Annotated in this window: 27 protein-coding genes, 1 tRNA gene and 1 riboswitch; of the genes, 14 read left to right on the top strand and 14 right to left on the bottom strand. The window is 70.3% G+C overall.

What is annotated here, in order from left to right; all coding sequences use genetic code 11:
• Positions 1 to 25: 25 nt before the first annotated feature.
• Positions 26 to 721: an SDR family NAD(P)-dependent oxidoreductase gene (locus IA22_RS0100670; protein ID WP_030122408.1), complete on the bottom strand. Its 696-nt coding sequence runs from the start codon at positions 719 to 721 to the stop codon at positions 26 to 28.
• 135 nt (positions 722 to 856) lie between these two features.
• On the opposite strand from IA22_RS0100670, the gene IA22_RS0100665 reads away from it, so the two are divergent.
• Complete coding sequence (locus IA22_RS0100665; protein ID WP_014156045.1) at positions 857 to 1750, top strand: helix-turn-helix domain-containing protein; 894 nt, start codon at positions 857 to 859, stop codon at positions 1748 to 1750.
• A gap of 183 nt (positions 1751 to 1933) precedes the next feature.
• Positions 1934 to 2806 carry an excalibur calcium-binding domain-containing protein gene (locus IA22_RS0100660; RefSeq protein WP_030122407.1) on the top strand — a complete coding sequence of 291 codons (873 nt, stop codon included), beginning with the start codon at positions 1934 to 1936 and terminating at the stop codon, positions 2804 to 2806.
• Between the two features lie 70 nt (positions 2807 to 2876).
• On the opposite strand, the gene IA22_RS0100655 is transcribed toward IA22_RS0100660, so the two are convergent.
• The gene (locus tag IA22_RS0100655) at positions 2877 to 3812 is read right to left on the bottom strand and encodes an RCC1 domain-containing protein (RefSeq protein WP_030122406.1); all 936 of its coding nucleotides are present in this window, start codon (positions 3810 to 3812) and stop codon (positions 2877 to 2879) included.
• A gap of 252 nt (positions 3813 to 4064) precedes the next feature.
• Here IA22_RS0100655 and IA22_RS0100650 point away from each other — a divergent pair, with 252 nt between their 5' ends.
• From IA22_RS0100650 to IA22_RS0100635, 4 genes are all read left to right on the top strand, one after another.
• Positions 4065 to 4907, top strand: a complete 843-nt coding sequence (locus tag IA22_RS0100650; RefSeq protein ID WP_030122405.1) for a class II fructose-bisphosphate aldolase — start codon at positions 4065 to 4067, stop codon at positions 4905 to 4907.
• Between the two features lie 26 nt (positions 4908 to 4933).
• Complete coding sequence (locus IA22_RS0100645; protein ID WP_014156041.1) at positions 4934 to 5713, top strand: DeoR/GlpR family DNA-binding transcription regulator; 780 nt, start codon at positions 4934 to 4936, stop codon at positions 5711 to 5713.
• A 332-nt stretch (positions 5714 to 6045) separates the two neighbouring features.
• A complete protein-coding gene (gene argG, locus IA22_RS0100640) occupies positions 6046 to 7494 on the top strand; it encodes an argininosuccinate synthase (protein ID WP_014156039.1) in 1449 nt (482 codons plus the stop codon).
• Positions 7495 to 7595: 101 nt separating this feature from the next.
• Complete coding sequence (locus tag IA22_RS0100635) at positions 7596 to 7901, top strand: hypothetical protein (RefSeq protein WP_014156038.1); 306 nt, start codon at positions 7596 to 7598, stop codon at positions 7899 to 7901.
• A gap of 130 nt (positions 7902 to 8031) precedes the next feature.
• On the opposite strand, the gene IA22_RS0100630 is transcribed toward IA22_RS0100635, so the two are convergent.
• Positions 8032 to 9372 carry a DUF445 domain-containing protein gene (locus IA22_RS0100630; protein WP_030122404.1) on the bottom strand — a complete coding sequence of 447 codons (1341 nt, stop codon included), beginning with the start codon at positions 9370 to 9372 and terminating at the stop codon, positions 8032 to 8034.
• 153 nt (positions 9373 to 9525) lie between these two features.
• On the opposite strand from IA22_RS0100630, the gene IA22_RS0100625 reads away from it, so the two are divergent.
• Positions 9526 to 10788, top strand: a complete 1263-nt coding sequence (locus IA22_RS0100625) for an SGNH/GDSL hydrolase family protein (protein ID WP_015577343.1) — start codon at positions 9526 to 9528, stop codon at positions 10786 to 10788.
• Between the two features lie 54 nt (positions 10789 to 10842).
• Here IA22_RS0100625 and IA22_RS0100620 read toward each other — a convergent pair whose 3' ends face one another.
• From IA22_RS0100620 to IA22_RS0100605, 4 genes are all read right to left on the bottom strand, one after another.
• Positions 10843 to 11508, bottom strand: a complete 666-nt coding sequence (locus IA22_RS0100620) for a DUF1707 domain-containing protein (RefSeq protein WP_015577344.1) — start codon at positions 11506 to 11508, stop codon at positions 10843 to 10845.
• A 68-nt stretch (positions 11509 to 11576) separates the two neighbouring features.
• Positions 11577 to 12545 (bottom strand): ABC transporter ATP-binding protein, encoded by a 969-nt coding sequence (locus tag IA22_RS0100615; protein WP_051694767.1) that lies wholly within the window; start codon positions 12543 to 12545, stop codon positions 11577 to 11579.
• Between the two features lie 18 nt (positions 12546 to 12563).
• Positions 12564 to 13436, bottom strand: a complete 873-nt coding sequence (locus IA22_RS0100610; RefSeq protein ID WP_030122402.1) for an ABC transporter permease — start codon at positions 13434 to 13436, stop codon at positions 12564 to 12566.
• Positions 13429 to 14229, bottom strand: coding sequence for an ABC transporter permease (locus tag IA22_RS0100605; RefSeq protein ID WP_014156032.1), 801 nt, complete (start codon positions 14227 to 14229; stop codon positions 13429 to 13431). The genes IA22_RS0100610 and IA22_RS0100605 overlap by 8 nt, the downstream gene beginning before the upstream one ends.
• Positions 14230 to 14377: 148 nt before the next feature.
• Between IA22_RS0100605 and IA22_RS0100600 the strand changes: the two genes are divergently transcribed.
• Positions 14378 to 16840, top strand: a complete 2463-nt coding sequence (locus IA22_RS0100600) for a transglycosylase domain-containing protein (RefSeq protein ID WP_030122401.1) — start codon at positions 14378 to 14380, stop codon at positions 16838 to 16840.
• Positions 16841 to 16907: 67 nt separating this feature from the next.
• On the opposite strand, the gene IA22_RS0100595 is transcribed toward IA22_RS0100600, so the two are convergent.
• The 3 genes from IA22_RS0100595 to IA22_RS0100585 all read right to left on the bottom strand — a co-directional run bounded on the left by IA22_RS0100595 (position 16908) and on the right by IA22_RS0100585 (position 18150).
• A complete protein-coding gene (locus IA22_RS0100595; protein WP_014156030.1) occupies positions 16908 to 17228 on the bottom strand; it encodes a DMT family transporter in 321 nt (106 codons plus the stop codon).
• 36 nt (positions 17229 to 17264) lie between these two features.
• Positions 17265 to 17333, bottom strand: a riboswitch (guanidine-III (ykkC-III) riboswitch).
• A gap of 54 nt (positions 17334 to 17387) precedes the next feature.
• Complete coding sequence (locus IA22_RS0100590) at positions 17388 to 17723, bottom strand: GroES family chaperonin (protein WP_014156029.1); 336 nt, start codon at positions 17721 to 17723, stop codon at positions 17388 to 17390.
• 76 nt (positions 17724 to 17799) lie between these two features.
• Positions 17800 to 18150 (bottom strand): DUF3618 domain-containing protein, encoded by a 351-nt coding sequence (locus tag IA22_RS0100585; RefSeq protein WP_014156028.1) that lies wholly within the window; start codon positions 18148 to 18150, stop codon positions 17800 to 17802.
• A gap of 128 nt (positions 18151 to 18278) precedes the next feature.
• Between IA22_RS0100585 and bcp the strand changes: the two genes are divergently transcribed.
• The 5 genes from bcp (at position 18279) to IA22_RS0100560 (ending at position 22076) form a co-directional block, all read left to right on the top strand.
• On the top strand, positions 18279 to 18746 hold the full coding sequence (gene bcp, locus IA22_RS0100580; RefSeq protein WP_030122400.1) for a thioredoxin-dependent thiol peroxidase: 468 nt from the start codon (positions 18279 to 18281) through the stop codon (positions 18744 to 18746).
• A 128-nt stretch (positions 18747 to 18874) separates the two neighbouring features.
• Entirely contained in the window at positions 18875 to 20371 is a 1497-nt protein-coding gene (gene proP / locus IA22_RS0100575) for a glycine betaine/L-proline transporter ProP (protein ID WP_014156026.1), read from the top strand.
• A gap of 154 nt (positions 20372 to 20525) precedes the next feature.
• Entirely contained in the window at positions 20526 to 21152 is a 627-nt protein-coding gene (locus tag IA22_RS0100570; protein ID WP_167337629.1) for an HNH endonuclease, read from the top strand.
• Entirely contained in the window at positions 21149 to 22024 is an 876-nt protein-coding gene (locus tag IA22_RS34890) for an HNH endonuclease signature motif containing protein (RefSeq protein WP_030122398.1), read from the top strand. The genes IA22_RS0100570 and IA22_RS34890 overlap by 4 nt, the downstream gene beginning before the upstream one ends.
• Positions 22002 to 22076, top strand: a tRNA-Leu gene (locus IA22_RS0100560). Before IA22_RS34890 ends, IA22_RS0100560 begins: the two co-directional genes overlap by 23 nt.
• 52 nt (positions 22077 to 22128) lie before the next feature.
• Here the strand turns inward: IA22_RS0100560 and rdgB are convergent.
• The 4 genes from rdgB to IA22_RS0100540 form a co-directional block, all read right to left on the bottom strand.
• Positions 22129 to 22731 carry an RdgB/HAM1 family non-canonical purine NTP pyrophosphatase gene (rdgB, locus tag IA22_RS0100555; protein ID WP_015577351.1) on the bottom strand — a complete coding sequence of 201 codons (603 nt, stop codon included), beginning with the start codon at positions 22729 to 22731 and terminating at the stop codon, positions 22129 to 22131.
• Positions 22732 to 22752: 21 nt separating this feature from the next.
• Positions 22753 to 23142, bottom strand: coding sequence for a hypothetical protein (locus IA22_RS0100550; protein WP_015577352.1), 390 nt, complete (start codon positions 23140 to 23142; stop codon positions 22753 to 22755).
• Positions 23143 to 23254: 112 nt separating this feature from the next.
• Complete coding sequence (gene rph / locus IA22_RS0100545) at positions 23255 to 23992, bottom strand: ribonuclease PH (protein ID WP_030122397.1); 738 nt, start codon at positions 23990 to 23992, stop codon at positions 23255 to 23257.
• A 136-nt stretch (positions 23993 to 24128) separates the two neighbouring features.
• The gene (locus IA22_RS0100540) at positions 24129 to 24401 is read right to left on the bottom strand and encodes a PTS sugar transporter subunit IIB (RefSeq protein WP_078468346.1); all 273 of its coding nucleotides are present in this window, start codon (positions 24399 to 24401) and stop codon (positions 24129 to 24131) included.
• A gap of 183 nt (positions 24402 to 24584) precedes the next feature.
• Here IA22_RS0100540 and IA22_RS0100535 point away from each other — a divergent pair, with 183 nt between their 5' ends.
• Complete coding sequence (locus IA22_RS0100535) at positions 24585 to 25844, top strand: PTS transporter subunit EIIC (protein WP_014156019.1); 1260 nt, start codon at positions 24585 to 24587, stop codon at positions 25842 to 25844.
• The last annotated feature ends 167 nt before the right edge of the window (positions 25845 to 26011 follow it).

Here is a 26011-nt window from a genome sequence, read left to right as displayed (position 1 = left end):
AGATAGCGCCCGGCCGCGCGGGAGGTCACCAGGCGGCGGGTCCGGCCGCGTCGAAGAACCCGCCGGTCGGGCCGTCCGCCCCGATCAGGGCCATGCGCACGATGATGTCCGCGCCCTCCTCCACGGTGTGGTGCCCGGTGTGGCCGTTGAGGTCGGTGGCGGTGTAGCCGGGGTCCACGGCGTTGAACCTGATGCCGGGGTAGGCCTTCGCGTACTGCGAGTTCACCATGACCAGCGCCGTCTTGGACGAGTTGTAGTCCAGCGCCGCCACCGTGTACTCGATGCGGCTCGGGTCGTTCGTCGCCGCCAGCGAACCGAGGCCGCTGGCCACGTTGACGACGACCGGGGCCTCGGCCGCCTCCAGCAGCGGCAGGAAAGCCCTGGTCACGCGTACGGCGCCGAAGACGTTGGTCTCGTACGTGTTCCGCATGTCCGTCCCGGTCATCTCACCCACCGGCTTGTGGGCACCGATGATCCCCGCGTTGTTGACCAGGACGTCGAGCCGGCCCGCGTCCTTCTCCACGAAGGCGGCGGCGGACTCGACGGAGTCCTCGTCCGTGACGTCGAGCCGCACGAAGCGCGCCCCGAGCCGTGCCGCGGCCTCCTCTCCGCGCCGGGCGTCACGCGCCCCGACGTAGACGGTGTGCCCCGCCTCGACGAGACGGCGGGCGGTCTCGTAGCCGAGACCCTTGTTCGCTCCGGTGATGAGGGTGGTGGTCATGGCGGTGCTCCTGTGTCCGTCGGTGAAGGTCATGCCCTCACCGTCCTCGTGTCCCCGGCGCACAGGGAGTACCCACCGCATCGGGTGGACCGGCAGTACCAGGCTGGGCGGCGGCCGCGCGCGGATACTGGAGGGGTGAGCACATCCGAGGAGACACCGCCCCGGGGCGCGGCCGGGAAGCCGGCCGAAGGCCCTGGCGGCAACGACCTGGGCAAGGCCCTGCACGGCTGGCGCGACCGGCTCTCCCCCGCCGCGGTCGGCCTGCCCGCGGGCGGGGTGCGGCGGGCGGCGGGGCTCCGGCGCGAGGAACTGGCCCAGCTCGCCGCCCTGTCCGTCGACTACATCACCCGCCTCGAACAGGGCCGGGCCACCTCCCCCTCACCGCAGGTCCTCGCCTCCCTGGCCCGGGCCCTGCGCCTGACGACGGACGAACGCACCTACCTGTACCTCCTCGCCGGACAGCCCGACCCCGGGCCCGGCCATGTCCCGGCCCACATCCCGCCCGGACTGCGCCGACTGCTCGACCAGCTGAACGGTGCCCCGCTGAGCGTCCACGACGCGGCGTGGAACCTCGTCGAGTGGAACCCGTCCTGGGCGGCGCTCCTCGGCGACCCGTCCGGTCTGCGCGGCCGCGAACGCAACATCGCCTGGCGGCACTTCACCGGCCGCCACGGCCGGATCAGCCTGACCTCCGAGCAGCGCGCGGCTTTCGAGGCGGCCGTGGTGGCCGACCTGCGGGCGGCGACCGCGCGTTACCCCGCCGACCTTGGGCTGCGCTCGCTGGTGAAGGAACTCCGGCAGGTCAGCACGGTGTTCGCCGAGCTGTGGGAGTCGGGCATCGTGGGCACCCACGAGTCCGCCACCAAGACCATCGACCACCCCGAGGTGGGGGCGCTCACCCTCGACTGCGACGTCCTGGTGGCCGGGGGAAGCGACCTGCGGGTCGTCGCCTACACCGCCGCTCCGGGCAGCGAGGCCGCCGACCGGCTCGCCCTGCTCGACGTCATCGGGACACAGGCCATGACCTGACCGGCGTGCGGCGCCCCGGCCCGGAGGAAGCCCACACGTTCTGCCCCTCAAAGGGAACACACCCCTCCTCCACATCTTCATCACAATTGCGCCTCATTCCCCTGGAGTGCACCACCCGGCACTTCCGCCGTTGCGAGCATCACCCCTCAGTCGCACAGCACCACGGAGCACCTTGGGGGGCACATGAACACACGCGTGACGAAGGGCCGGCTGACGACGGCGGCGGGAGTCGCGGTCCTGGCACTGACACTGGCGGGATGCGGGGGTGACGCGGGAACGAGCCAGGACGCGAAGCCCGTTGCCGCGACCTCCTCCCCCTCCGCGGAGCGCACGCTCGCCCTCGCCGACGACACCCAGGGCGCGGAGGCCGGGCAGGAGATCACGGTCGCGGCGCTGGCCAACGACCTCGTGAGACTGGAGGACGGCACCGACGCCGCCCTGCTCGCCACCTGCGCAGCGGCACAGCTCGACCTGACCGTGGCGAGCCCGGCCGCGCACGGCACCGTCACGGTCGAGGGCGCCACCTTCGTCTACACCCCCGCCGACGGGTACGCGGGCGAGGACGAGTTCACGTACCAGGTCGCCCTGAAGGCGAAGAGCGAGGGCACGGCGGACGACAGTGCCGTCGTACGGATCACCGTCTCCGAGCCGGTTCCCACACCCACCCCGACGCCGAAGCCGACCCCGACGGTCTCGCGCACCCCCGCACCGAAGGCCACGAAACCGGCCGAGCCGGCCGTGTACTACGAGAACTGCGACGCGGCACGGGCCGCCGGCGCGGCGCCCGTCCGGCGCGGTGAGCCCGGCTACGCCGCCCATCTGGACCGGGACGGCGACGGGATCGGCTGCGAGCCGTACGGATCATCCGGTTCGAGCGGCGGTTCGTCGGGCGGGAGTTCGGGCGGAAGCTCGGGCGGCGGCTCCACCGGCGGAGGCAGCACCTCCTACGCCAACTGCACCGCCGTCCGGGCCGCGGGAGCCGCCCCCATCCACCGAGGGGACCCCGGGTACGGATCCCACCTGGACCGGGACGGCGACGGGGTCGCCTGCGAATAGGCGGCCGCTCCCCCTTCACCGCCTCGGCAGCCGCCTCCGGACTCACCGGGGGCGGCTGCTCGCGCGGTCCTCAGCCCTTCAGGGCGTAAGCCGCGTTCGGCCCCGCCTCGATGGAGCTGACACCGGACTGCACGGAGCTCGGAGCCGTCCGGGAACTGCCCCATGCGATGACCTTGCCGTTCTTGAGCGCCAGGCTGTACCACTCGCCGGAGGCGATCGCCGACACCCCGGACAGGGCCTCGGTGGGCACCGTGGTCTGCTTGTAACGGTTGTCGCCCCAGGCGATGACCTTGCCGTCCTTCAGCGCCAGGCTGTGGAAGATGCCGCCCGCGACGTCGTCCACGCCGGACTGCGCCTCGGCGGGAACCGTGGTCTGGCCGAAGTAGTTGTCGCCCCAGGCGATCACCCCGCCGTTCTTCACGGCGAGCGCGGTGTAGACGCCCCCGTCCAGCGCGGTGACGCCCGACTGGGCCTCGGCGGGCACGGTGGTCTGGCCGTCACTGTCGTCGCCCCAGGCGATGACCTTGCCGTCCTTCAGCGCGTAACTCGCCCATGCGCCGGCCGCTATCGCGTCCACCCCGGAACGGGCCTCGGCGGGCACGGTCGTCTGACCGTCCTCGTTGCCGCCCCAGGCGATGACCTCTCCGTCCTTGAGCGCCAGGCTGTGATAGTTCCCGGCCGCGATCGCGTCCACCCCGGACTGCGTCGCGGCGGGCATCGTCAGCTGGCCGTTCAGGTTCGCCCCCCAGCCCAGCACCTTGCCGCCCTTCAGGGCCAGACCGTGGAAGTACCCGCCGGCGATCGCGTCGACCCCCGACTGGGCCTCGGCCGGGACCGTGGCCTCGCCCCAGTCGTTGTTCCCGCCCCACGCGACGACGGAGGTCGCCGCCGCTGACACGGAGGACGGTTCGGCCGCGACCCCGGGGGCGGCGGACAGCGCGGACAGGAGGCCGCTCATCACCAGCGCCGCCCCGAAGCGATGGAGTCGGACGATTCCGTTCGGCATGGATCAACCCTCGCAAGGTCGTCTAGGAAGCCGTATGTGATCACCATCCAAGTACAACGCCCGCCCTCGCAGGGGGAGTTATTCAGCCAACCCCGGGCGCGAGAGAGGGCGGAGAGCCTTGCCGTCACGCCTGCGCAACCGCACCGGGATCGAAACCCGAGGTTTTCCAACCTGCTTCAAACGCGCTATAAATGAGCAACTTCGAGCACCATTCGCCTGGGTTCACGCAACCCGCACCCGCGAAGGACGCCCATGCCGCTCATATCCACCGGCGAGATCACCCACGGCGCACGGACCGGCGCGACCGGCGTCGGGGCCTTCAACGTCGTGCAGATCGAACACGCGCAGGCCATCGCGGGCGGGGCGGAAGCGGCCGGGCTCCCGGTGATCCTCCAGATCAGCGAGAACACCGCCCGCTACCACGGCGGCCTCGAACCCATCGGGCTCGCCTCGCTCGCCGTCGCCCGGGCCGCGGGCGTACCGGTGGCCGTGCACCTCGACCACGCGGAGTCCGCCGACCTGGTGCGTGAGGCCGTCCGGCTCGGCTTCACCTCCGTCATGTTCGACGCGTCGGCGCTCCCGTACGCCGACAACGTCGCCGCGACGCGCGAGATCACCGCCTACTGCCACCGCCACGGCGTGTGGGTGGAGGCGGAACTCGGCGAGATCGGCGGCAAGGACGGTGCGCACGCCCCCGGTGTGCGCACCGATCCGGACGAGGCCGAGGCGTTCGTCGAGGCCACCGCGGTCGACGCGCTCGCCGTGGCCGTCGGCAGTTCGCACGCGATGCTGACCCGCGACGCCGTCCTGGACCTCGCGCTCATCTCCCGGCTGCGCGACGTGGTGGGGGTCCCCCTCGTGCTGCACGGTTCCTCGGGCGTCGGGGACTCCGGCCTCGCGGCGGCGGTCCGCGCCGGCATGACCAAGGTCAACATCTCCACGCACCTGAACAAGCTGTTCACCCGGACCGTCCGCACCTACCTGGACGCCCACACCGAGGCCGCCGACCCCCGCAGGTACCTCGGGCCGGCCCGCGACGCGGTCGCCGCGGAGGTGGCGCGCCTGCTGGACGTCCTCGCCCGCCCCGGGCGATAGGGTTCACAGCGAGCGAGGAGGACCAGGTGGCGGCACACACACGATGGACCCGGCTGCTGGAGATCCTCGGCGACCAGGGCCAGATCGACGTACTCGACGCCGCCGAACGGCTCGGCTGCTCCGCGGCCACCGTCCGCCGGGACCTGGACGAGCTGGCCAGGCAGAACCTGCTGACCCGCACCCGGGGCGGGGCCGTCGTGAGCACCGTCGCCTACGACCTGCCGCTGCGCTACAAGGCGGCCCGCAGGGCCGACGAGAAGCAGCGGATCGCGAAGGCGGCGGCCGAGCTGATCCCGACGGGCTCCACCGTGGGGCTCAACGGCGGCACGACGACCTCCGAGGTCGCCAGGGAGCTGGCGCTGCGGCCGGAACCCGCGGGCGGCGGTGTGGCGCTGACCGTGGTGACCAACGCGATCAACATCGCCAACGAGCTGGCGGTCCGTCCCCAGGTGAAGATCGTCGTCACCGGCGGGGTCGCCCGGCCGAACTCGTACGAACTCGTGGGCCCGCTGGTCGACTCCGTCCTGCGCACCCTCGCCCTGGACTACACGATCCTCGGCGTGGACGCCGTGCACGCCCGTTTCGGCGCGGCCACCCACGACGAGTCCGAGGCCGGCGCCAACCGTGCCCTCGCCGAGTGCGCGGGCACGGTCGTGGTGGTGGCCGACTCCTCCAAGCTCGGCCGCCGCGCCTTCGCCCAGGTGTGCGAGACCGGCGCGGTGTCGGTGCTGGTGACGGACCGGGACGCGCCCGAGGACGTCGTCGAGGAGTTCACCGGCCTGGGGATCGACGTCCTGCGGGTGTGACCGCCGGCCGGCCGGGAGCGGCAGCAGCGCCGGGGCGTAGAGGTCCGCGAGGTGCTCGGGTGTCGCGAGGGAGCCGGCTTCTCGCGGTGGAGGCTCAGAGTGGCGCCCAGGCCGATGAGCCGGCCGGCGATCAACTCCGCGCGCAGGTCGGCTTCGGGGCCGGGGATGCGGGCCGTCGCCGGACGCCCGGCCCCGACCCCGGGCGCACCCAGGCGTTCACCTCTCGGAGTAAACACGTGCACACCCCCGGCGCCCAGGAAGCCCGGATCCGGTGGTCACACCTTCCGATGACGGCATTTGCATATACATGCGCGCGAGTGCATACTCTTCCTATGTCTAAGGTCCTCACCTCCCTGCCCACCGGCGAGCGCGTCGGCATCGCCTTCTCCGGCGGACTCGACACCTCGGTCGCGGTCGCGTGGATGCGCGACAAGGGTGCCGTCCCGTGCACCTACACCGCCGACATCGGCCAGTACGACGAGCCCGACATCGCCTCGGTGCCCGGCCGCGCGAAGGCCTACGGCGCCGAGATCGCGCGCCTGGTCGACTGCCGTGCGGCACTGGTCGAGGAGGGCCTGGCCGCGCTCGCCTGCGGAGCGTTCCACATCCGCTCGGGCGGCCGCGCCTACTTCAACACCACGCCGCTGGGCCGCGCCGTCACCGGCACCCTGCTGGTGCGGGCGATGCTCGAGGACAACGTCCAGATCTGGGGTGACGGCTCCACGTTCAAGGGCAACGACATCGAGCGGTTCTACCGCTACGGCCTCCTCGCCAACCCGCACCTGCGGATCTACAAGCCGTGGCTCGACGCCGACTTCGTCACCGAGCTCGGCGGCCGCAAGGAGATGTCGGAGTGGCTGGTGGCCCACGGGCTGCCCTACCGCGACAGCACGGAGAAGGCGTACTCCACCGACGCCAACATCTGGGGCGCCACCCACGAGGCCAAGACGCTGGAGCACCTCGACACCGGCGTGGAGACCGTCGACCCGATCATGGGCGTCCGGTTCTGGGACCCCTCGGTCGAGATCGCCACCGAGGACGTCACGATCGGCTTCGACCAGGGCCGCCCGGTGACGATCAACGGCAAGCCGTTCGCCTCCGCCGTCGACCTGGTGATGGAGGCCAACGCGATCGGCGGCCGCCACGGCCTGGGCATGTCGGACCAGATCGAGAACCGCATCATCGAGGCGAAGAGCCGCGGCATCTACGAGGCGCCGGGTCTGGCACTCCTGCACGCCGCCTACGAGCGCCTCGTCAACGCGATCCACAACGAGGACACCCTCGCCCATTACCACAGCGAGGGCCGGCGTCTCGGCCGGCTGATGTACGAGGGCCGCTGGCTGGACCCGCAGGCGCTGATGGTCCGCGAGTCGCTGCAGCGCTGGGTCGGCTCGGCCGTCACCGGCGAGGTGACGCTGCGGCTGCGGCGCGGCGAGGACTACTCGATCCTGAACACCACCGGCCCCTCGTTCAGCTACCACCCGGACAAGCTGTCGATGGAGCGCACCGAGGACTCGGCGTTCGGCCCCGTGGACCGCATCGGCCAGCTCACCATGCGCAACCTCGACATCGCCGACTCGCGCGCCCGCCTGGAGCAGTTCGCCGGCCTCGGCCTCGTCGGCTCGGCCCAGCCGTCCCTGATCGGCGCGGCCCAGGCGGCGGCGACCGGTCTGATCGGCGCCATGCCGGAAGGCGGCGCCCAGGCCATCGCCTCCCGCGGCGAGGTCTCCGGCGACGACGAGCTGCTGGACCGCGCCGCGATGGAGCTGGGCACCGACTGACAGGCGCCCCGTCCGTACGCCGGCACGGAACCGTATCCTCGGAATCCGAGGACGCGGGACGGACACGTCGGCGTACAGGCAGGAAAGCGAAGGTGGCGGCAATGGCGAAGGTCCCGGCAGCGGCAGTGGCGGCGGGCGGTCTGCTCGGCGGTTACGGAATCGCCCGCTGGACCAGGAAGCGCCCGCTGGGCGGAGTGGCCCTGGCCGCCGCCGGCTCGGTGGCGGCGTACGAGTGGAACCGGCAGGCCGGGGCCCGCGCCGCCACCGGGCTGACCGTCGCCTACGTCGCCGCCTTCGCCGGCTCGCACCCGCTGGCCAAGAAGGTCGGCGCCTGGCCCGCCGTGTTCACGGTGGCGGGCGGGGTCGCCGCGGCCTCCTGGGCGGTCACCCGCCGCAGCGCGCGCTGACCCCACGCCACCCCGTCCGGGAAAGTCAGGCCCCGGGGATTGAACAACGGCGCCGTGGGGTGCGTACTGAAGAGCAACTCCCCGCGTGACCCGGGGGCGTGTCCGTACGACAGGACGGCCACGCCTCCGGTCAGCCCCCCAGGGCGTGCGACACCGAATAGATCGCCAGCCCCGCCAGCGCGCCCACCACGGTTCCGTTGATCCGGATGAACTGCAGGTCACGGCCGATGTGCGCCTCGATCTTCTTCGACGTCTGGTCCGCGTCCCAGCCGGCCACCGTGTCGCTGATCAGCGAGGTGATCTCCGTGCGGTACGTCGTGACGACATACGCCGCCGCGTCCTCCAGCCAGCCCTCCAGCTTGCCCTGCAGCCGCTCGTCGGAGGCCAGCCGGGCGCCCAGCGACATCAGCGACGCCCGCGCCCGCATCCGCAGCTCGCTCCGCTCGTCCTCGGCAGCCGCGATGATCATCGAGCGGACGGAGGACCAGGCGGACGCGATGACGTCCTGCACCTCGCCACGCCCCAGGATCTCCGACTTCAGCCGCTCCACCCGGGCCCGGGTGTCCGAGTCCGTCTGGAGGTCGGCCGCGAAGTCCGTCAGGAACGTGTCGATCGACCCACGTGCCGGATGGCCCGGCATGTCGCGCATCTCCGTGACGAACCGCAGCAGCTCCTTGTAGACCCGCTCCCCGACCCGCTTGTCCACGAACCTCGGCGTCCAGCCCGGCGCCCCGCCCTGCACCGCGTCCATCACGGAGTCCCCGTGCAGGACCAGCCAGTCGTGCGCCCGTACGCAGACGAGATCGACGACCCTGCGGTGACCGCCGTCCGCGACGATCCGCTCCAGCATCTTCCCTATCCCCGGACCGACTTCCGCCGCGTCCGCCCGCCGGGTGATCGCCTCCCCGACGACCGCCTGCACGTCGGAGTCCCGCAGGACGGTCAGCGCCCCGCGCAGCGCGGTGGCCAGCTCGGCGGTGACCCGGTCCGCGTGAGCCGGGTCCGCCAGCCACGTCCCGAGCCGCGCACCGACGCCCAGAGCGTGAATTCGGTCACGAACGACGTCTCCGGAGAGAAAATTCTCGCCCACGAAGGAACCGAGTGACTCCCCCAACTGGTCCTTCTTGGTAGGAATGATGGCGGTGTGCGGGATGGGCAGGCCGAGCGGGCGCCTGAAGAGCGCCGTGACGGCGAACCAGTCCGCCAGCGCACCCACCATTCCGGCCTCGGCGGCCGCTGCGACGTAGCCCGGCCAGCCGCCCACACCCTCGTTCTTCGCCCAGGTGGCGAGGACGTACACGAGCGCGACGAGCAGGAGCAGACCCGTGGCGGTGGTCTTCATACGGCGCACACCGCGCCGCTTCTCCTCGTCGGCGGCGGTGTACGCGAACCCGCCGGGCGTCGGCCTCGGACGGATGTCCCCGGGGCCGTCCGTCCCGGGCGCCGTTCCCTGTCCCGCGTCCTGTTCCATCCGCTCCACCCGTCCGCGTACGCGTCACGCCGTGCCGTACGCATTGTCCCTGCCTCGTCTACTCCTGGGCCGCACGTCTAGTTCCCCGCGGCCTGTCGCATCATGAGAGCAACCCGAACACCGGGCCGAACACCGCAAGGAGAATCACCGCAGATGCCCAGGCGCCAGGGCTACGCCCTGCTCATCGCCCTCGCAGCAGGCACCGCGACGCTCGCCACCGCCGTCGCCATCGGCACGACGCTGATCACCGAGGAGCGGCAGACACCGCTGAGCGGGTCCCAGAGCCACACCGCGGCCCGCAACCCCGCCGCACCGGCCAACTCCCTCGGCACCTGGGTCGCCACCTGGACCGGAGCACCCGTCAGCGCGGAGCCCGCCGCCGGACAGGGCTACCCCGGCCGGACCATCCGCAACGTCGTGCACACCAGTGTCGGCGGGGACGCCGCCCGCATCACCCTGTCCAACCTCTTCGGCTCGGCCCCGCTGGTCATCGACCGGGCCGCCGTCAACACCCGCCCGGTGACCTTCCAGGGGCGGGCCACCGTCACCGTCGCCGCGGGACGGCAGGTCGTCAGCGACCCCGTCGTCGTCCCCGTCGCCCCCGACGCCGACCTCGAGGTCACCCTCCGCACCCCGTACGCCTCCGGGCCGGTCACCCAGCACCCCAACACCCACCAGACGTCGTTCCTGGCCGACGACCACGGCACCTGGAGCACCACCCGGTGGCGCTACCTGACCGCCGTGGACGTCCGCAACGCGGCCTCCCCCGGCGCGATCGTCGTGATCGGCGACTCCCTCACCGCGGGCAGCGGCTCCACCACGGACGCCAACGCGCGCTGGCCGGACGTCCTCTCCGACCGCCTCCGGCACACCTACGGAATCGCCAACCAGGGGATAGCGGGCAACCGCATCCTGCGCGACAGTCCGCTCACCGTGGGCGGCGTGAAGCACCTCGGCGGCCTGAGCGGCACCAGTCGCTTCGAACGCGACGTCCTGTCCGTCAGCGGAGCGAAGACCGTGATCATCGCGCTCGGCATCAACGACGTGCAGCAGCTCCCCCAGGAACCGGACCCGAGGCGCATCACCGCCGGGCTCCGTGCCCTCACCGAGCGCGCGCACGCCCAGGGGCTCCGGGTCGTCGGCGCGACCCTGACGCCCTTCGAGGGCTTCTCGACGTGGACACCCGAACGCAACGACGTGCGCCTCGCGGTCAACCAGGAGATCCGCTCCGGCCGGATCTTCGACGCGTTCGTCGACTTCGACAAGGCCGTGCGCGACCCGTACGCGCCCAACCGGATCCTGCCGGAGTACGACTCGGGCGACCGGCTGCACTTCAACGACGCCGGGTACCGCGCCCTGGGCCGCGCCGTCGACCTCGGCACGGTCGACGGGACACCGAAGGCGGACGCCTTCTGACCCGCGCACCACGCGAAGGCCGGGCGTCCGCCCGGCCTTCGCACCCCGGCGGGATCAGCCGAGCTCCTTGCGCCCGTCCCCCGCGTCCGGCTTCCCCAGCCGCTGGCGTTCCTCTTCCTGGAGCCGCCGCTTCTCCGCCTTGCTCCGCTTGCGCTCCACACCGACCCCGCCCATCAGCGCGAACCCGGTGATCCTCACCCGGGGGGCGTCCGGCGCCGGCTCCGGCTCCTCGTCGAGCTTGGAGTGCTCCCCGAAGCCACCCATGATCCCGAGGCCGTTGACCTGGACGTTCAGGTCCGGCGGCACCGTCACCTGCATCCCGCCCATGATCGTGAAGCAGCGGATCACCACGTCCCGCTCCGCGAAGTGCGCCTCACGCAGGTCGATCTCGCCGCCGCCCCACATCGCGAACGCGGTGAACCTCGGCCCGACCGTCCAGCGGCCCTTGCGGCTGAACCCGCCCCAGAAGGCGAACGCCCCCGACGACGTGGGAGCACCACCGATCCGTGCGGGCCAGTTCGCCGACGACGCCTTCCGTCCGGCCACCGGCCCGCCCGACGCCGGGAGATCGCGTACGAGCGGCACCAACTCCCCGTGCGTACGCGCCTTGAACGTCGCATCGAGGCGCTGCTCGAACTCGTCCATCTCCAGCCGGCCCTCGGCCACGGCCTCCCGCAGGGTCTCGGCGACCCGCTCGCGTTCCGCGTCGGAGGCACGCATGTCCGGGTTCTCACTTGTCATACCGCGCACCCTATAGAGCAACCAGGCACCGGCCTAAGGGGCAGACCTCAGGCAGCCGAATCCGACGCGTACATCTTCGCGATGACGGATTCGATGTCCGGCTCCCGCACCGACAGATCGACCAGCGGGTAGTCCGCCGCGATCCGCGCCACCAGCGGAGCGGCCGACGTCGCGGCCGGGAACGCCAGCCACTGGCGGGGCCCCTCCACCTTCACCACCCGCACCGAGGGCTCCGACCCCAGCTCGATCGGCGGCAGCTCCCGCTCCAGGTCCACGACCAGGGTGCGCTCGCTCTCCCCGACCTCGTGCAGCCCGGCCAGCGCGCCGTCGTACATCAGACGGCCGTGGTCGATCACCATCACCCGCTTGCACAGCTGCTCGATGTCGGTCAGATCGTGCGTCGTCAGCAGCACCGTCGTCGACCGCTCCGCGTTCAGGTCCCGCAGGAAGCCGCGCACCTTGGCCTTCGACACCACGTCGAGCCCGATCGTCGGCTCGTCCAGGTACAGCACCTCCGGATCGTGCAGCAGCGCCGCCGCGATGTCCCCCCGCATCCGCTGCCCCAAGGACAGCTGACGCACCGGCACCTCCAGCAACGCGCCGAGATCCAGCAGCTCGACGCACCGGTCCATGTTCTCCCGGAAGCGGCTGTCCGGGATCCGGTACATCCGGTGCATCAGCCGGTACGAATCACGCAGCGGAAGGTCCCACCACAGCGTCGTACGCTGCCCGAACACCACACCGATCCGGTGCGCCAGCCTCGTGCGCTCCCTCGACGGATCGATGCCCGCGACCCTCAGCCGGCCACCGCTCGGCGTGAGGATGCCCGTCAGCATCTTGATCGTCGTCGACTTACCGGCACCGTTCGGCCCGATGTAGCCGACCATCTCACCGCGCGGCACCCGGAAACTGATGCCGTCCACCGCCCGCACCTGGCGGCGCTCACGGCGCATGAAGCCCGTCCTGCGGCGCACGTCGAAGACCTTCTCCACGCCGTCGAGCTCGATGAAGTCCATGTCGTCCACGCCCACTCCTCAGCTTCCCGTACTGCGGTACGCCCGCAGCCCCACCCGCCACGCGAGCCCCGCGATCACCCAGCACCCCACCGCCACCAGCGGCGGCAGGAACGCCACCCACCGCGGCAGGTCCAGCGGATAGTCCCGGCCCAGCACGTACAGGGCCGGCAGCCAGCTCACGAACGCCAACGGCACCACGAACGTCACCCCGCGCACCAGGTCCTTCGCGAACACCGACGGCGGATACTGCAGCAGCGTCGTCCCGCCGTACGTGAACGCGTTCTGCACCTCGGAGGCGTCCTGGGCGTAGAACTGGAACGCCGCCCCCACCACGAACACCGCCCCGAAGACGGCCGCCCCGCTCAGCACCGTCATCGGCAGCATCGCGACCTTCAGCGGCGTCCACTGGACGTCCAGCACCAGCAGCGCGTAGCCCAGCACCAGCAGCCCCTGCGTGATCCGCCCCAGCCTGCGCAGCGCGAACCGGTCGGCGGCCACCTGCGCAAGCACCGGCACGGGACGTACCAGCAGGGTGTCCAGCGTCCCGTCCCGGACCCGCCGCCCCAGCCGGTCCATCGACCCCAGCACCAGGTCGGCCAGCCCGAACGCCGTCGCCGACGTCCCGTACAGCAGGGCGACCTCCGGCAGCGTGTAGCCGCCCAGCACGTCGACGTGCGTGAACATCAGCATGATCGCGACGAAGTCGAAGCCCGTCGCCACGAAGTTCCCCACGGCCGTCATCACGAACGACGCGCGGTACGCCATCGTCGAACGCAGCCACATCGCCACGATCAGCCCGTACGCCCGCACGCCCTCGGCCGGCCGCGACCTCTTGGCGAACCCGTTCCCCGGCTCCGCCGCGACGACGCCCTCCACCCGGACCTCAGCCACCCTGGACCACCACCCTCCTGGTCGCCACCGACTGCAGGAGCCGCCCCGCGAGCAGCAGCGCCACCGCCCAGCCGGCCTGGAAGGCGTACGCCCCCGCCAGGTCCCAGCCCGCGTAGGTACCCAGGAACACATCCGCCGGCACCTGGAGCAGGGACGACCACGGCAGTACGCGGGCCACGTCACCGAGCACTCCTGGGAACAGGTTCAGCGGCAGCAGCATCCCGGAGAAGAACAGCCCGGCCAGCCAGGCGATCTGCATCGCCCCCGCCCCGTCCATCAGCCAGAAGGCCGACAGCGCCACCAGGAAACGCACCGCGAAGCTCACCACCACGCCCAGCGCCACCGACACCAGGAACGCGAGCCAGGTCCAAGGGGAGCCCGGCAGCGCCAGGTCGAAGGCCATCGCACCCAGCACCATCGGCACGATCCCCCGCCCCAGCAGGTGGAACGCGGCCCGGCCCAGGTCTCCCGCCATCCACCACAGCTGCAGGTCGGCGGGCCGGTACAGATCGACCGCGATGTCGCCCGTCCGGATCCGCTCCATCAGCTCGTCCTCGAAGCCGCCGCCCATCATCGCGCAGGTCATCAGCAGGGCCTGACCCAGCCATACATAGGTCAGCGCCTGCGACATGTCGTACCCGCCGAGATGCGGACGCTCGTCCCACAGCGCGATGTAGGTGTACGCCATGATGAAGCCGAAGACGGTGTTGGTGAACACCCCCGCGAGCGTGGCCACCCGGTACGTGGCGTACCGCCGGAATCCCCCGGCCGCCACCACGGCATAGAGCCGCACCTCGCTCCCCCCTCTTCCGCCAAAGCGCACGACCTTAGCCGAGGCCTGCCGCCCGCCGCGACCCTGTTTCCGCCCGGAGGATCCGAGGGTTATCCGCCCGAAAAGTGCACTATAGGAAAATCATCCGCAGTCGAGGAGCCGCACAGTCATGAGCCAAGAGCCACCGCAGGACGGCGGAGACCCTGGTCAGCAGGGCTCCCAGGGCTGGACCCCCCGAGACCGCTCGGCCGCGGCCCCCGCCCCCGACCCCCAGCACCCGAACGGCGCAAAGGAACCCGAGGGGCGCAGAAAACGCCCCAAGCGGCCCAAGCGCACCGGCTGGCGGCGCGCCGTACCCACCTGGCGCATGGTCCTCGGCGGCGTGCTCCTCCTCGCCCTGCTCCTCGTCGGCGGATTCGTCGCCGGCTACCAGATCGTCGACATCCCCGCCGCCAACGCCAGCGCCACCGCCCAGGCCAACGTCTACCTGTACGCGGACGGGAAGACCGTCATCGCCCGCGACGGCGAGATCAACCGCGAGAACATCCCCCTCCGCCGCATCCCCCGCACCATCCAGCACGCCGTACTCGCCGCGGAGGACCGGGACTTCTACTCGGAGGACGCCATCGACATCAAGGCCACCCTCCGCGCCGGCTGGAACACCGTCACCGGCAAGGGCAGGCAGGGCGGCTCCACCATCACCCAGCAGTACGTCAAGAACTACTACCTCGGCCAGGAACAGACCCTCGTCCGCAAGGCCAAGGAGTTCTTCATCTCCATCAAGCTCGACCGCGAACAGAGCAAGGACGAGATCCTCGAGGGCTACCTCAACACCAGCTACTTCGGCCGCAACGCCTACGGCATCCAGGCCGCCTCCCACGCCTACTACGGCAAGGACGTCGAGGACCTCGACGCGGGCGAGGGCGCCTATCTCGCCTCCCTGCTCAACGCCCCCAGCTCCAACGACGTCGTCGCCCACCCCGAGAACAGGAAGGCCATCCTCGCCCGCTGGGACTACGTGCTCGACGGCATGGTCGAACACCACTGGCTCACCGCCGAGGACCGCGACGCGATGACCTTCCCCGTCCCCGGCAAGGCCAAGCCCGCCACCGCGCTCTCCGGCCAGCGCGGCTACATCGTCCAGGCGGTCGACCACTACCTCGCCGCCCACAAGATCCTCGACGAGAAGACCCTCGCCACCGGCGGCTACCGCATCACCACCACCCTCCAGAAGAAGAAGCAGGACGCCCTCGTCGAAGCCGTCAAGGACAACGTCCTGTCCCGGACCAGCGACGACCGCGACGCCGACCGCAACGTCCGCGCCGGCGGCGCGTCAGTCGACCCCGGAACCGGCCACGTCGTCGCCCTCTACGGCGGCGTCGACTACACCAGACAGTTCGTCAACAACGCCACCCGCCGTGACTACCAGGTCGGATCCACCTTCAAGCCGTTCGTCCTCGCCGCCGCCCTCGCCAACGGGTCCACCACCCGGAAGGACCGCGCGATCACCCCCAACACCCGCTACGACGGCACCAACGAACGCACCGTCCAGAGCGCCACCGGCTCCACCGGCTACTCCCCCGCCAACGAGGACGACGTCGACTACGGCCACATCACCGTCCGCGAAGCCACCGACAAATCCGTCAACGCCGTCTACGCCCAGATGGCCCAGGACGTCGGCCCGCAGGAGGTCAAGGACACCGCGATCGCCCTCGGCATCCCCCAGGACACCCCCGACCTCACCGCCTCCCCCTCCATCGCACTCGGCCCCGCCACCGCCAGCGTCGTCGACATGGCCTCCGCCTACGCCACCCTCGCCGACCACGGCAGACAGCGCCCCCACACCCTCGTCTCCAGGATCAGCAAGAACGCCGAGGAACTCGACCTCCCCGAGAGGACCACCCGACGCGCCGTCAGCCGGGAGGCCGCCGACACCACCACCTCCGTCCTGCGCAGCGTCGTCGACGGCGGAACCGGCACCGCGGCCCAGGGCTCCGGCCGCCCCGCCGCCGGCAAGACGGGCACCGCCGAGGAGGACAAGGCCGCCTGGTTCGCGGGCTACACCCCCGACCTCGCCACCGTCATCGCCGTCATGGGCCAGGACCCCGAGACCGGCGTCCAGAAACCCCTCTACGGCGCACTCGGCCTCGCCCGCATGAACGGCGGCGGCGCACCCGCCGAGACCTGGGCCGACTACACCAGGGCAGCCCTGGAAGGCAGCCCCGTACAGGCCTTCGACCTGCAGGCCGACGAAGGTCCCGAGGAGCCCGACCCCGACGAGAGCGGAGATCCCGACGGGAGCGACGACACCGAGGAGGCCGGGGGCACCCGGAAACCGAGGGATCGCGACGACACCGACGGACCCGGCACCGCGGACTCCCGCGAGGAGCGGCGGGGAACCCGCACCCGCACCCCCGACTCCCCTTCGGAAGCCTCCCGCGCCCCCGGGGAACCCCGCAGCGACACCCCCGCGGCCGCACCCCCGCGCACCGACGGCCGCGACCGCGGAACCGACGCACGCGGCCCCGGCACCCACCGGCCCGGGAACGAACCCACCCGCCCCGCCGCGGGGCCCCCGGCCGCCCCGCACGAGAGCGACGGGCAGGAACCCCGGGAGCCCGCCCGCCCCTGAACACACGACGGCGGCCGGACACACGACGGCGGCGCACCCGGACCCGGGTGCGCCGCCGTCGTGCGGCTCAGTGGCCGGACGTCGCCTTCAGCCCCACCACCGCCACCAGCAGCAGACAGACGAAGAAAATACGGGCGGCGGTCACCGGCTCGTTCAGCACGACCATGCCGAGCACCGCGGCACCGGCCGCGCCGATCCCCACCCACACGCCGTACGCCGTACCGATCGGCAGCGTCTTCGCCGCCTGCGACAGAAGCATCATGCTGGCCACGATCCCCAGCCCCGTGAACACACTCGGCCACAGCCGAGTGAACCCCTCGGTGTACTTCATCCCGATCGACCAGCCGACTTCGAGCAGACCGGCCACGATCAACAGAACCCACGCCACGACGGCACCTCCACGACGAAACACGCGAACAACACGGGCGCGTCGTCTTTGCGGAAACCCGGTACGGCGCGTCTCGTCGGGGTCCCCCCACCGTAGCAAGCCCACAGAACAGCCAAAAGGCCTGGTGACCACAGTCACCAGGCCCCGCCTCACACCTGCCTACAGATAGAGGCCCGTCGAATCCACCGAGCCCTCGAACCGGTCCGCCGCCACCGCGTGCAGATCCCGCTCACGCATCAGCACGTACGCCACACCCCGCACCTCGACCTCGGCCCGGTCCTCGGGGTCGTACAGCACACGGTCACCCGGCTCCACGGTCCGCACGTTCTGGCCGACCGCGACCACCGCGGCCCATGCCAGACGCCGGCCGACCGCCGCCGTCGCCGGAATCAGGATCCCGCCGCCCGACCGCCGCTCGCCCTCGGGCGAATCCGACCGGACCAGCACCCGGTCGTGCAGCATCCGGATCGGCAGCTTGTCGTCGGTGTTGGTCATGCCGTTGTCGCTCACGCGCAGAAACCTACCTGCCCCGAACCGCTCCACACGCCCCAGGGCCGCACGGAGAGAGCCCTCAACGCCTCTTGAGCCGCACCGAACGCGACGGCCGGGAGGACCGCGACGACGACACCGTCAGCAACGCGACCGCGGCGACCACCACCACCGCCGCCGGAATCACCCGCTCCAGCCGCGGCGAACCGTCCTCCGCCACGAACTGCGCCTTCACATCCGAAACCGAACGGTTCACCGCGACGTACGCACGCCCCGCCGTCCGGTCCACCGTCGACGCGACCTTGGCCTTCGCGTCACCGATCATCGTCTTCGGGTGCACCCGCACCCCGATCTCGTCCAGCACCACCGCAAGCTGCGCACGCCTGCTGATGATGTCCGCCTCGATCTGCGCAGGGGTCCTGGTATCCGACACTGCGCCGCCTCCGTGGTCGTCTCGGGTAAACCTTCATCGACAGTCTGTCAGCTCGGCCGCCCCCACACCCGGCGGCACCCCCTATTACGCTCGGTGCCACACAGCACACGTGCCACTCGAGGAGAGACATGAGCGAGCGACTCCAGACCGGCGACACCGCCCCCGCCTTCACCCTTCCGGACGCCGACGGCAACGATGTCTCGCTCGCAGACCACAAGGGCCGCAAGGTCATCGTCTACTTCTACCCCGCAGCACTTACCCCCGGCTGCACCAAGCAGGCCTGCGACTTCACCGACAACCTGGAGCTGCTGACCGGCGCCGGCTACGACGTCATCGGCGTGTCGCCCGACAGGCCGGAGAAGCTGGCGAAGTTCCGCGAGAAGGAGAACCTCAAGGTCACACTGGTCGGCGACCCCTCCAAGGAGACCCTGGAGGCCTACGGCGCGTACGGCGAGAAGAAGCTCTACGGCAAAGTGGTGACGGGAGTGATCCGCTCCACGATCGTGGTCGACGAAGAGGGCAAGGTGGAGAAGGCCCTCTACAACGTCAAGGCGACCGGACACGTCGCCAAGATCATCAAGGACCTCGGGGTCTGACCCGGTCCGGGGGCATTCCCGCCGAAAAGGGTGTGACCGAGGTCGCAAACTCCCGTTGATTCGGTTTGCAACCGCCATGACTGCGCAGAAGCCTTTCCTGGAACACCGTTCGACGAAAGGAACCGGCCATGGCGGCCTCCGACCCCCACCAGGCGGCCGACCCTGATGCGGTCAAACGTCATCCGGCACTCTTCCGGGCCATCCGGAAGCGCCAGAACCCCCGGCTCCGCCGGACGGACATCACCGTCACCGACGACCAGGCGGTCAAGCGGGCCGTGAAGGCGGCCTCGCTCGGTAACGCCATGGAGTGGTTCGACTTCGGCATCTACTCCTACCTGGCCGTCACCATCGGGCACGTCTTCTTCCCCTCCGGGAACGACACCACCCAGCTCCTCTCGTCGTTCGCGACCTTCGCGGTGGCATTCCTCGTCCGGCCCCTCGGCGGCATGTTCTTCGGCCCCATGGGGGACAAGATCGGCCGCAAGAAGGTCCTCGCCCTCACCATGATCCTCATGGCGATCGGGACCTTCGCGATCGGCCTGATCCCCTCCCACGACACGATCGGCGTCTGGGCCGCGGTCCTGCTGATCTTCTTCCGGATGCTCCAGGGCTTCTCCACCGGCGGTGAGTACGGCGGCGCGTCCACCTTCATCGCCGAGTACGCCCCTGACAAGCGCCGCGGTTTCTTCGGCAGCTTCCTCGAATTCGGCACCCTGGCCGGCTACGTCGGTGCCGCCGGACTCGTCACCCTGCTCTACGCCCTCCTGGACACCGCCCAGATGGAGTCCTGGGGCTGGCGCATCCCGTTCCTCGTCGCCGGTCCCCTCGGCCTCGTAGGCCTCTACCTGCGGCTCCGCCTGGACGAGACCCCCGCCTTCCAGAAGCTGGAGGGCGGCACCGCCCACGCCTCGGAGGCCGCCGACCACGTCGAGGCCACCGCCAAGGGCGACCTCGCGAAGATCTTCCGCCAGTACTGGCCGACGCTGATCCTCTGCATCGCCCTGGTCGGCGCGTACAACATCACCGACTACATGCTGCTGTCGTACATGCCGACGTACCTCTCCGACGAGCTCGGCTACAGCGAGACCCACGGCCTGCTGATCCTGCTCGGCGTCATGGTCCTGCTGATGCTGGTCATCAGCCGGTTCGGCAAGCTCTCGGACCGCTTCGGCCGCAAGCCGCTCCTGATGACCGGCATGCTCGGCTTCCTGTTCCTGTCGCTGCCGGCCTTCCTGCTGATCCGCCAGGGCAGCATCCCGGCCATCGTCGTCGGCATGCTGATGCTGGGCCTGTCCCTGGTCTGCCTGCTGGGCACGATGTCCGCCGCGCTGCCGGCCCTGTTCCCGACCAACGTCCGCTACGGCTCCCTGTCGGTCGGCTACAACCTCTCGGCGTCGATCTTCGGTGGCACGACCCCGCTGGTCATCACCGCCCTGATCAGCTGGACCGGCTCGAACCTCATGCCGGCGTACTACGCGATGGCCGCGGCCCTGGTCGGCGTGATCGCGGTGGCCTGCATGAAGGAGACCGCCAACCAGCCGCTGGCCGGCTCCCCGCCCTCGGTGGAGACCGAGGAGGAAGCGGCGGACCTGGTCCACGCGCAGAGCCCGGAACCGAAGTTCTGACGCACGTCCCCCTCCGGAAGGGCCCGTACCGCTTCTCCCCCCGAAGCGGTACGGGCCCTTCCACATCTCGTCGCATTGCGGACGTGACCATCCGATTAACGGTTCGTTGCTCCGTACGAGGCCGCGAACACGCGGCCGGATGCGGAGGGGGAACATGACAGTTCGGTACACCCGCGAGCTACTCGAAGAAGCTGCGCGCGAGACGACCAACTGCAACGACGCCGTTCGATGGTGCGGGGGAACACCGACACCAGGGAGCAGGCGCTATTTGCGGGCCAAGATGTCCGATTCGGGGATCGACATCTCGCACTTCACCGATCCCAGAGTGCGCCACACGGAGGAGATGTTGCGCGAGTTGGTCGCCTGCTCCAAGAGTGTGGCGGAAGTCGTTCGCCGACTGGGCATCAACCCGGTAGGGGGCAACCAAGCCCACATCGGACGCCGGATCGCCGCCCTCCGGATCGACACGTCGCACTTTCTGCGCGCACACCGACGCCGCCCCATGGGCACCTTGGGCAATCCGCTGACCCTGGGCTCTCCGTCGAACGGCAGAATTCCCGGCGACCGCCTACACCGCGAACTCCTCCGGACGGGCATCGCGGAGTCGTGCGCCCTGTGCGGCGTCGGCGCGGAATGGAACGGCAGGCCGCTACGGCTCGAGGTCGACCATATGAGCGGCGAGTGGTGGGACAACCGACCGGACAATTTGCGCCTGCTCTGCCCGAACTGCCATGCCGTTACGGATACCTATCGCGGGCGCAATCGACGGAGGCACGCATGAGCGACCAGAACAAGTACCCTCGCGACTTGCTGGCCCGGACCGCGGCCGCCTCGACCGGCCTCGTCGACCTGCTTGGGCGATTGGGTGCACCGCTGGGCAGTAGACCTCTCCGCTACGTGCGCGATCGGTTGAAGCTCTACGGCATCGACACCACACACTTCGTTGACGACGCCCTACCGGAACGACAGAAGCGGTCGTACACGCGGGAACTCCTCGAGGAAGCCGCCGCCCACGCGCACAGCATCCGGGAAATGCTGGAGTACATGAACATCCCGCCCGAAGACGGACCCTACGGCTACATCAGGAAGAGGCTCGACCGCCTTGGGATCGACACCTCACACTTCACCAACGGCCGCAGGTACGGCTCACCTCTGGCTCCCCGACACGAACTGACCTCTGCCGTCGCGAAGTCCAAGAGCCTGGCCGGAGTACTGAAACTTCTCGGCCAGACGAACAACGGCGCGGCTCGCGCCCGCCTGAAACGTAGTCTCGCCGAATACGGCCTCTCAACTGCCCACTTCACTGGACAGGGGCACACCAGGGGCTCCAGCTCTCCTCACCGCAAGGCCGCATCCGAGATCCTTCAGCGCAGGGAGTCCGGCGCCACACGGACCCGAACCACGCTCCTGCGCCGTGCACTCGTTGAGATCGGACGCCCGCGCGTGTGTTCCGCGTGTGGCATCGGGGACACCTGGCAGGGCAAGCGTCTCGTGCTGGAGATCGATCACATCAGCGGTGACCATCTGGACAATCGCCGCGAGAACCTGCGCTACTTGTGTCCGTCATGTCACAGTCAGACCGCAACCTTCTCAAAGCGACGAAGGCCCACCCAGTACAGTAGTGAAACGCGGGCCCGTACCCCAGCAGGCTAGAGGGCGCCGGCTTAGAACCGGTGTGTCGTGGGTTCAAATCCCACCGGGCCCACAGGCAAGATGAGGCCTTCACCTTCATATCGAAGGTGAAGGCCTCATCTCTGTCAGCCCACCAACTCCCGCACCACCGGCACCAGCGCCCGGAACGCCTTCCCCCGGTGGCTGATCGCGTTCTTCTCGTCGGGGGTGAGCTCCGCGCAGGTCCGGGTCTCGCCGTCCGGCTGGAGGATCGGGTCGTAGCCGAAGCCGTAGGCGCCGGCCGGGGCGGTGCGCAGGGTGCCCGTGAGGCGGCCCTCCACCACGCGTTCCGTGCCGTCGGGGAGGGCCAGGGCCGCGGCACAGGCGAAGTAGGCGCCGCGGTGCGGGGTGTCGATGTCGCCGAGCTGGGCGAGGAGCAGCTCCAGGTTGGCCCTGTCGTTGCCGTGGGCGCCTGCCCAGCGGGCGGAGAAGATGCCGGGGGCTCCGCCGAGTACGTCGACGCAGAGGCCGCTGTCGTCGGCGACGGCCGGGTGGCCGGTGGCCCGGGCCAGGGCGTGGGCCTTGAGGAGCGCGTTCTCGGCGAAGGTGACGCCGGTCTCCTTGACGTCGGGGACGTCGGGGTACGCGTCCGCGCCGACGAGGTCGTGGGTCAGGCCCGCGTCGGCGAGGATCGCGTGGAGTTCGGTGATTTTCCCGGCGTTGCGGGTGGCGAGGATCAGGCGCGTCATGCGTCGATTATCGCCGCCCGGTCAGGGGGTGCAGACCTTGCCGATCTCGGTGGCGGCGTCGGTGACGGGGGTGATGTCGGGGGTGGCGTCGCCCTTGTCGATGGAGTCCCGGACGTTGGTGACGCCGGCCTGGAGGTCGTCGACGGCCTTGCTGAGGTCGGCGTTGTCCGTGGTGTCGCCGAGGTCCTTGAGTTCCTTGTCGATCTGGTCCAGGGATTCGGACGCCTGGGTCGGGTCGTCGGAGGCGGTGGATACCGCCTGCTGGAGGTTGCCGACGCTGGTGGCGATGGCGTCGGCGGTGCGGACGCAGTCGAGGGCCTTGTCGACGGCGCCGCAGCCGACGGCCGCGGTGAGGGTCAGCAGGGTGGCCGTGACGGCGAGTGCGGTGCGTTGGTGGCGGCGCGAGGCCATGGTGCGGTCCCTCCCCGGGGGCGGATACGTGGACGGACGCACGGTTCGACCCGTGCGCCCGTATCCGCTACGACGCCGTGCGCTGCGTATTTGGTTGCTTCTTTACCTGTCTTTACTCGCCGAGTGTGCGGGCGAGCGCCTCTTCCTGGAGCTTGGCGAGGTCGGTGCAGCCGGCGGTGGCGAGGTCGAGGAGGGCGTTGAGCTCGTCGCGGTCGAAGGGCTCGGCCTCGGCGGTGCCCTGGACCTCGACGAAGCGGCCGTCGCCGGTGCAGACGACGTTCATGTCGGTCTCGGCGCGGACGTCCTCCTCGTAGCAGAGGTCGAGGAGGGGGGTGCCGTCGACGATGCCGACGCTGATCGCGGCGACGGTGCCGGTGAGGGGCTTGCGGCCGTGCTTGACGATCTTCTTGCCCTGGGCCCAGGCGATGGCGTCGGCGAGGGCGACGTAGGCACCGGTGATGGCGGCGGTGCGGGTGCCTCCGTCGGCCTGGAGGACGTCGCAGTCGAGGACGATGGTGTTCTCGCCGAGGGCCTTGTAGTCGATGACGGCGCGGAGCGAGCGGCCGATGAGACGGCTGATCTCGTGGGTGCGCCCGCCGATCTTGCCGCGTACGGATTCGCGGTCGCCGCGGGTGTTGGTCGAGCGGGGCAGCATGGAGTACTCGGCGGTGACCCAGCCCTCGCCGCTGCCCTTGCGCCAGCGCGGGACGCCTTCGGTGACGGAGGCGGTGCAGAAGACCTTGGTGTCGCCGAAGGAGACGAGTACGGAGCCTTCGGCGTGCTTGCTCCATCCGCGTTCGATGGTGACGGGGCGGAGCTGTTCGGGGGTGCGGCCGTCGATACGAGACATGGCGTCGAGCCTATCGGCTGAGAGGGCCGGGTCCGTTCGGGTGTGGGGCGGGTGCACGGCAGGCCCCGCTCCGTGCCGGTCGGGGGCGGAGCGGGGCCTGCGCGTGGGATCGTGGTGGGCCGGCTGGGTCAGCCGGTCACATCATGTCTTCGATGTCGGCGGCGATGGGGTCGGCGTCGGTGCCGATGACGACCTGGATCGCGGTGCCCATCTTGACGACGCCGTGGGCTCCGGCGGCCTTGAGCGCGGCTTCGTCGACCTTGCTGGGGTCGTGGACCTCGGTGCGGAGGCGGGTGATGCAGCCTTCGATCTCGTCGATGTTCTCGATACCGCCGAGCCCGGCGACGATCTTCTCAGCCTTGCTGGCCATGTCCTTCTCCCTGGTCTGTACGTGCGTGGGGCGGCCCACCGTGGGTCCGTTTCGTCACGGTAACGCACGGTTGGCCCACCTTCACGGGCGGGTAACCGCGCTGTCCCCCATGATGACGATCACCGGCGCCCTGCCTTCCGACGGGGTTCCGCACCGTATCGCAACTGGTCTACACCAGTATGCGCGCACCTCCAAACCTCACGCGTGCCGGGAGGATCGCCGATGAGTTCGAGCGCGGCTGCAGCACCGCAGCGGAAGTGGTGGAACGGGCCGGTCCAGGGCTTGCAGAAGGTCGGCCGGAGCCTCCAGCTGCCGGTGGCCGTGCTGCCGGCTGCGGGCCTCCTGGTCAGCCTGGGCAACCTCTTCGACTCCTCGCTGCACGGCGCCTTCTGGGACAAGTTCGCGAAGGTCCTCCTCAACGGCGGGACGGCGATCCTCGACGGCGAGGTAGGGCTTCCCCTCCTCTTCTGCATCGGGGTCGCGATCGGCTTCGCGAAGAAGGCGGACGGCTCGACCGCACTGGCCGCCGTGGTCGGCTTCCTCGTCTACCGGGGGGTGCTGGCGGCCTTCCCGGTGGACGACTCGGTGACCGAGGCGACGCCGGACGGGGTGCCGCAGAACCCGGGGGTCCTGGGCGGCATCATCATCGGGCTGCTGACCGCCGTGGTCTGGCAGCGCTACCACCGCACGAAGCTGGTCGACTGGCTCGGCTTCTTCAACGGGCGCCGCCTGGTGCCGATCCTGATGGCGTTCCTCTGCGTGGTCCTGGGTGTGCTGTTCGGCCTGCTGTGGCAGCCGGTGGGCGACGCGCTGACCTGGTTCGCCAAGCAGCTGATCGATCTGGGTGCCTGGGGCGCGGCGATCTTCGGTTTCGCGAACCGGCTGCTGATCCCGATCGGCATGCACCAGTTCCTGAACACCTTCTTCTGGTTCCAGGCGGGCGAGTTCACCGGGTCCGACGGCGGCACGGTCCAGGGCGACATCTCCCGCTTCTTCGCCGGGGACCCGTCGGCGGGTCAGTTCACCTCGGGCTTCTTCCCGATCATGATGTTCGGCCTCCCGGCCGCGGCCCTGGCGATCGCGCACACCGCACGTCCGGAGCGGCGCAAGGAGGTCTCAGGGCTGATGCTGTCCGTGGCGCTGACGTCGTTCGTGACGGGCGTGACGGAGCCCCTGGAGTTCTCGTTCCTCTTCGTCGCTCCGCTGCTGTACGGGGTGCACGCGATTCTGACCGGGGTCTCGATGGGGGTCACCTGGGCGTTCGGTGTGCACGCGGGGTTCAGCTTCTCGGCCGGGCTGATCGACTACGTCGTCAACTGGCACCTGGACACGAAACCGTGGCTGATCATCCCGATCGGGCTGTGTTTCGCGGTGATCTACTATGTGATCTTCCGGTTCGCGATCACCAAGTTCAACCTCCAGACCCCCGGGCGCGAGCCCGTCGAGGAGGAGGAGAAGATCGAGCGGGACCTCACGAAGTAGGCCCTCTCCGTCCTCCGCGCGGCCCCCGGACCCCCCGGTCCGGGGGCTTCGCCGTGTCACCCAGGGTGGCGGGCGGACTACTGCGCAAATTGAAGGTTCCTTATCTAACCCTCACCGTGCTAAAACTGGTCTACACCACTGAGTGGTCCAGACCACGCGGCCGTCTC

Origin of the sequence: Kitasatospora papulosa (assembly GCF_000717245.1) — a bacterium.
Lineage (GTDB): Bacteria > Actinomycetota > Actinomycetes > Streptomycetales > Streptomycetaceae > Streptomyces > Streptomyces papulosus.
Note: the sequence above shows the minus strand (reverse complement) of the source record. Positions and strands in the feature narration are given on the sequence as shown.

What these genes read in the sequence shown, in the direction of transcription:
- IA22_RS0100660 (WP_030122407.1), top strand. Translation starts at nt 1,934, where the DNA reads ATGAACACACGCGTGACGAAGGGCCGGCTGACGACGGCGGCGGGAGTC.
- IA22_RS0100625 (WP_015577343.1), top strand. Translation starts at nt 9,526, where the DNA reads ATGCCCAGGCGCCAGGGCTACGCCCTGCTCATCGCCCTCGCAGCAGGC.
- IA22_RS0100535 (WP_014156019.1), top strand. Translation starts at nt 24,585, where the DNA reads ATGAGTTCGAGCGCGGCTGCAGCACCGCAGCGGAAGTGGTGGAACGGG.
- IA22_RS34890 (WP_030122398.1), top strand. Translation starts at nt 21,149, where the DNA reads ATGAGCGACCAGAACAAGTACCCTCGCGACTTGCTGGCCCGGACCGCG.
- IA22_RS0100590 (WP_014156029.1), bottom strand. Translation starts at nt 17,723, where the DNA reads ATGACCAACACCGACGACAAGCTGCCGATCCGGATGCTGCACGACCGG.
- IA22_RS0100655 (WP_030122406.1), bottom strand. Translation starts at nt 3,812, where the DNA reads ATGCCGAACGGAATCGTCCGACTCCATCGCTTCGGGGCGGCGCTGGTG.
- IA22_RS0100600 (WP_030122401.1), top strand. Translation starts at nt 14,378, where the DNA reads ATGAGCCAAGAGCCACCGCAGGACGGCGGAGACCCTGGTCAGCAGGGC.
- proP (WP_014156026.1), top strand. Translation starts at nt 18,875, where the DNA reads ATGGCGGCCTCCGACCCCCACCAGGCGGCCGACCCTGATGCGGTCAAA.
- rph (WP_030122397.1), bottom strand. Translation starts at nt 23,992, where the DNA reads ATGTCTCGTATCGACGGCCGCACCCCCGAACAGCTCCGCCCCGTCACC.
- IA22_RS0100635 (WP_014156038.1), top strand. Translation starts at nt 7,596, where the DNA reads ATGGCGAAGGTCCCGGCAGCGGCAGTGGCGGCGGGCGGTCTGCTCGGC.
- IA22_RS0100615 (WP_051694767.1), bottom strand. Translation starts at nt 12,545, where the DNA reads ATGGACTTCATCGAGCTCGACGGCGTGGAGAAGGTCTTCGACGTGCGC.
- IA22_RS0100650 (WP_030122405.1), top strand. Translation starts at nt 4,065, where the DNA reads ATGCCGCTCATATCCACCGGCGAGATCACCCACGGCGCACGGACCGGC.
- argG (WP_014156039.1), top strand. Translation starts at nt 6,046, where the DNA reads ATGTCTAAGGTCCTCACCTCCCTGCCCACCGGCGAGCGCGTCGGCATC.
- IA22_RS0100620 (WP_015577344.1), bottom strand. Translation starts at nt 11,508, where the DNA reads ATGCGTGCCTCCGACGCGGAACGCGAGCGGGTCGCCGAGACCCTGCGG.
- bcp (WP_030122400.1), top strand. Translation starts at nt 18,279, where the DNA reads ATGAGCGAGCGACTCCAGACCGGCGACACCGCCCCCGCCTTCACCCTT.
- IA22_RS0100670 (WP_030122408.1), bottom strand. Translation starts at nt 721, where the DNA reads ATGACCACCACCCTCATCACCGGAGCGAACAAGGGTCTCGGCTACGAG.
- rdgB (WP_015577351.1), bottom strand. Translation starts at nt 22,731, where the DNA reads ATGACGCGCCTGATCCTCGCCACCCGCAACGCCGGGAAAATCACCGAA.
- IA22_RS0100570 (WP_167337629.1), top strand. Translation starts at nt 20,526, where the DNA reads ATGACAGTTCGGTACACCCGCGAGCTACTCGAAGAAGCTGCGCGCGAG.
- IA22_RS0100550 (WP_015577352.1), bottom strand. Translation starts at nt 23,142, where the DNA reads ATGGCCTCGCGCCGCCACCAACGCACCGCACTCGCCGTCACGGCCACC.
- IA22_RS0100630 (WP_030122404.1), bottom strand. Translation starts at nt 9,372, where the DNA reads ATGGAACAGGACGCGGGACAGGGAACGGCGCCCGGGACGGACGGCCCC.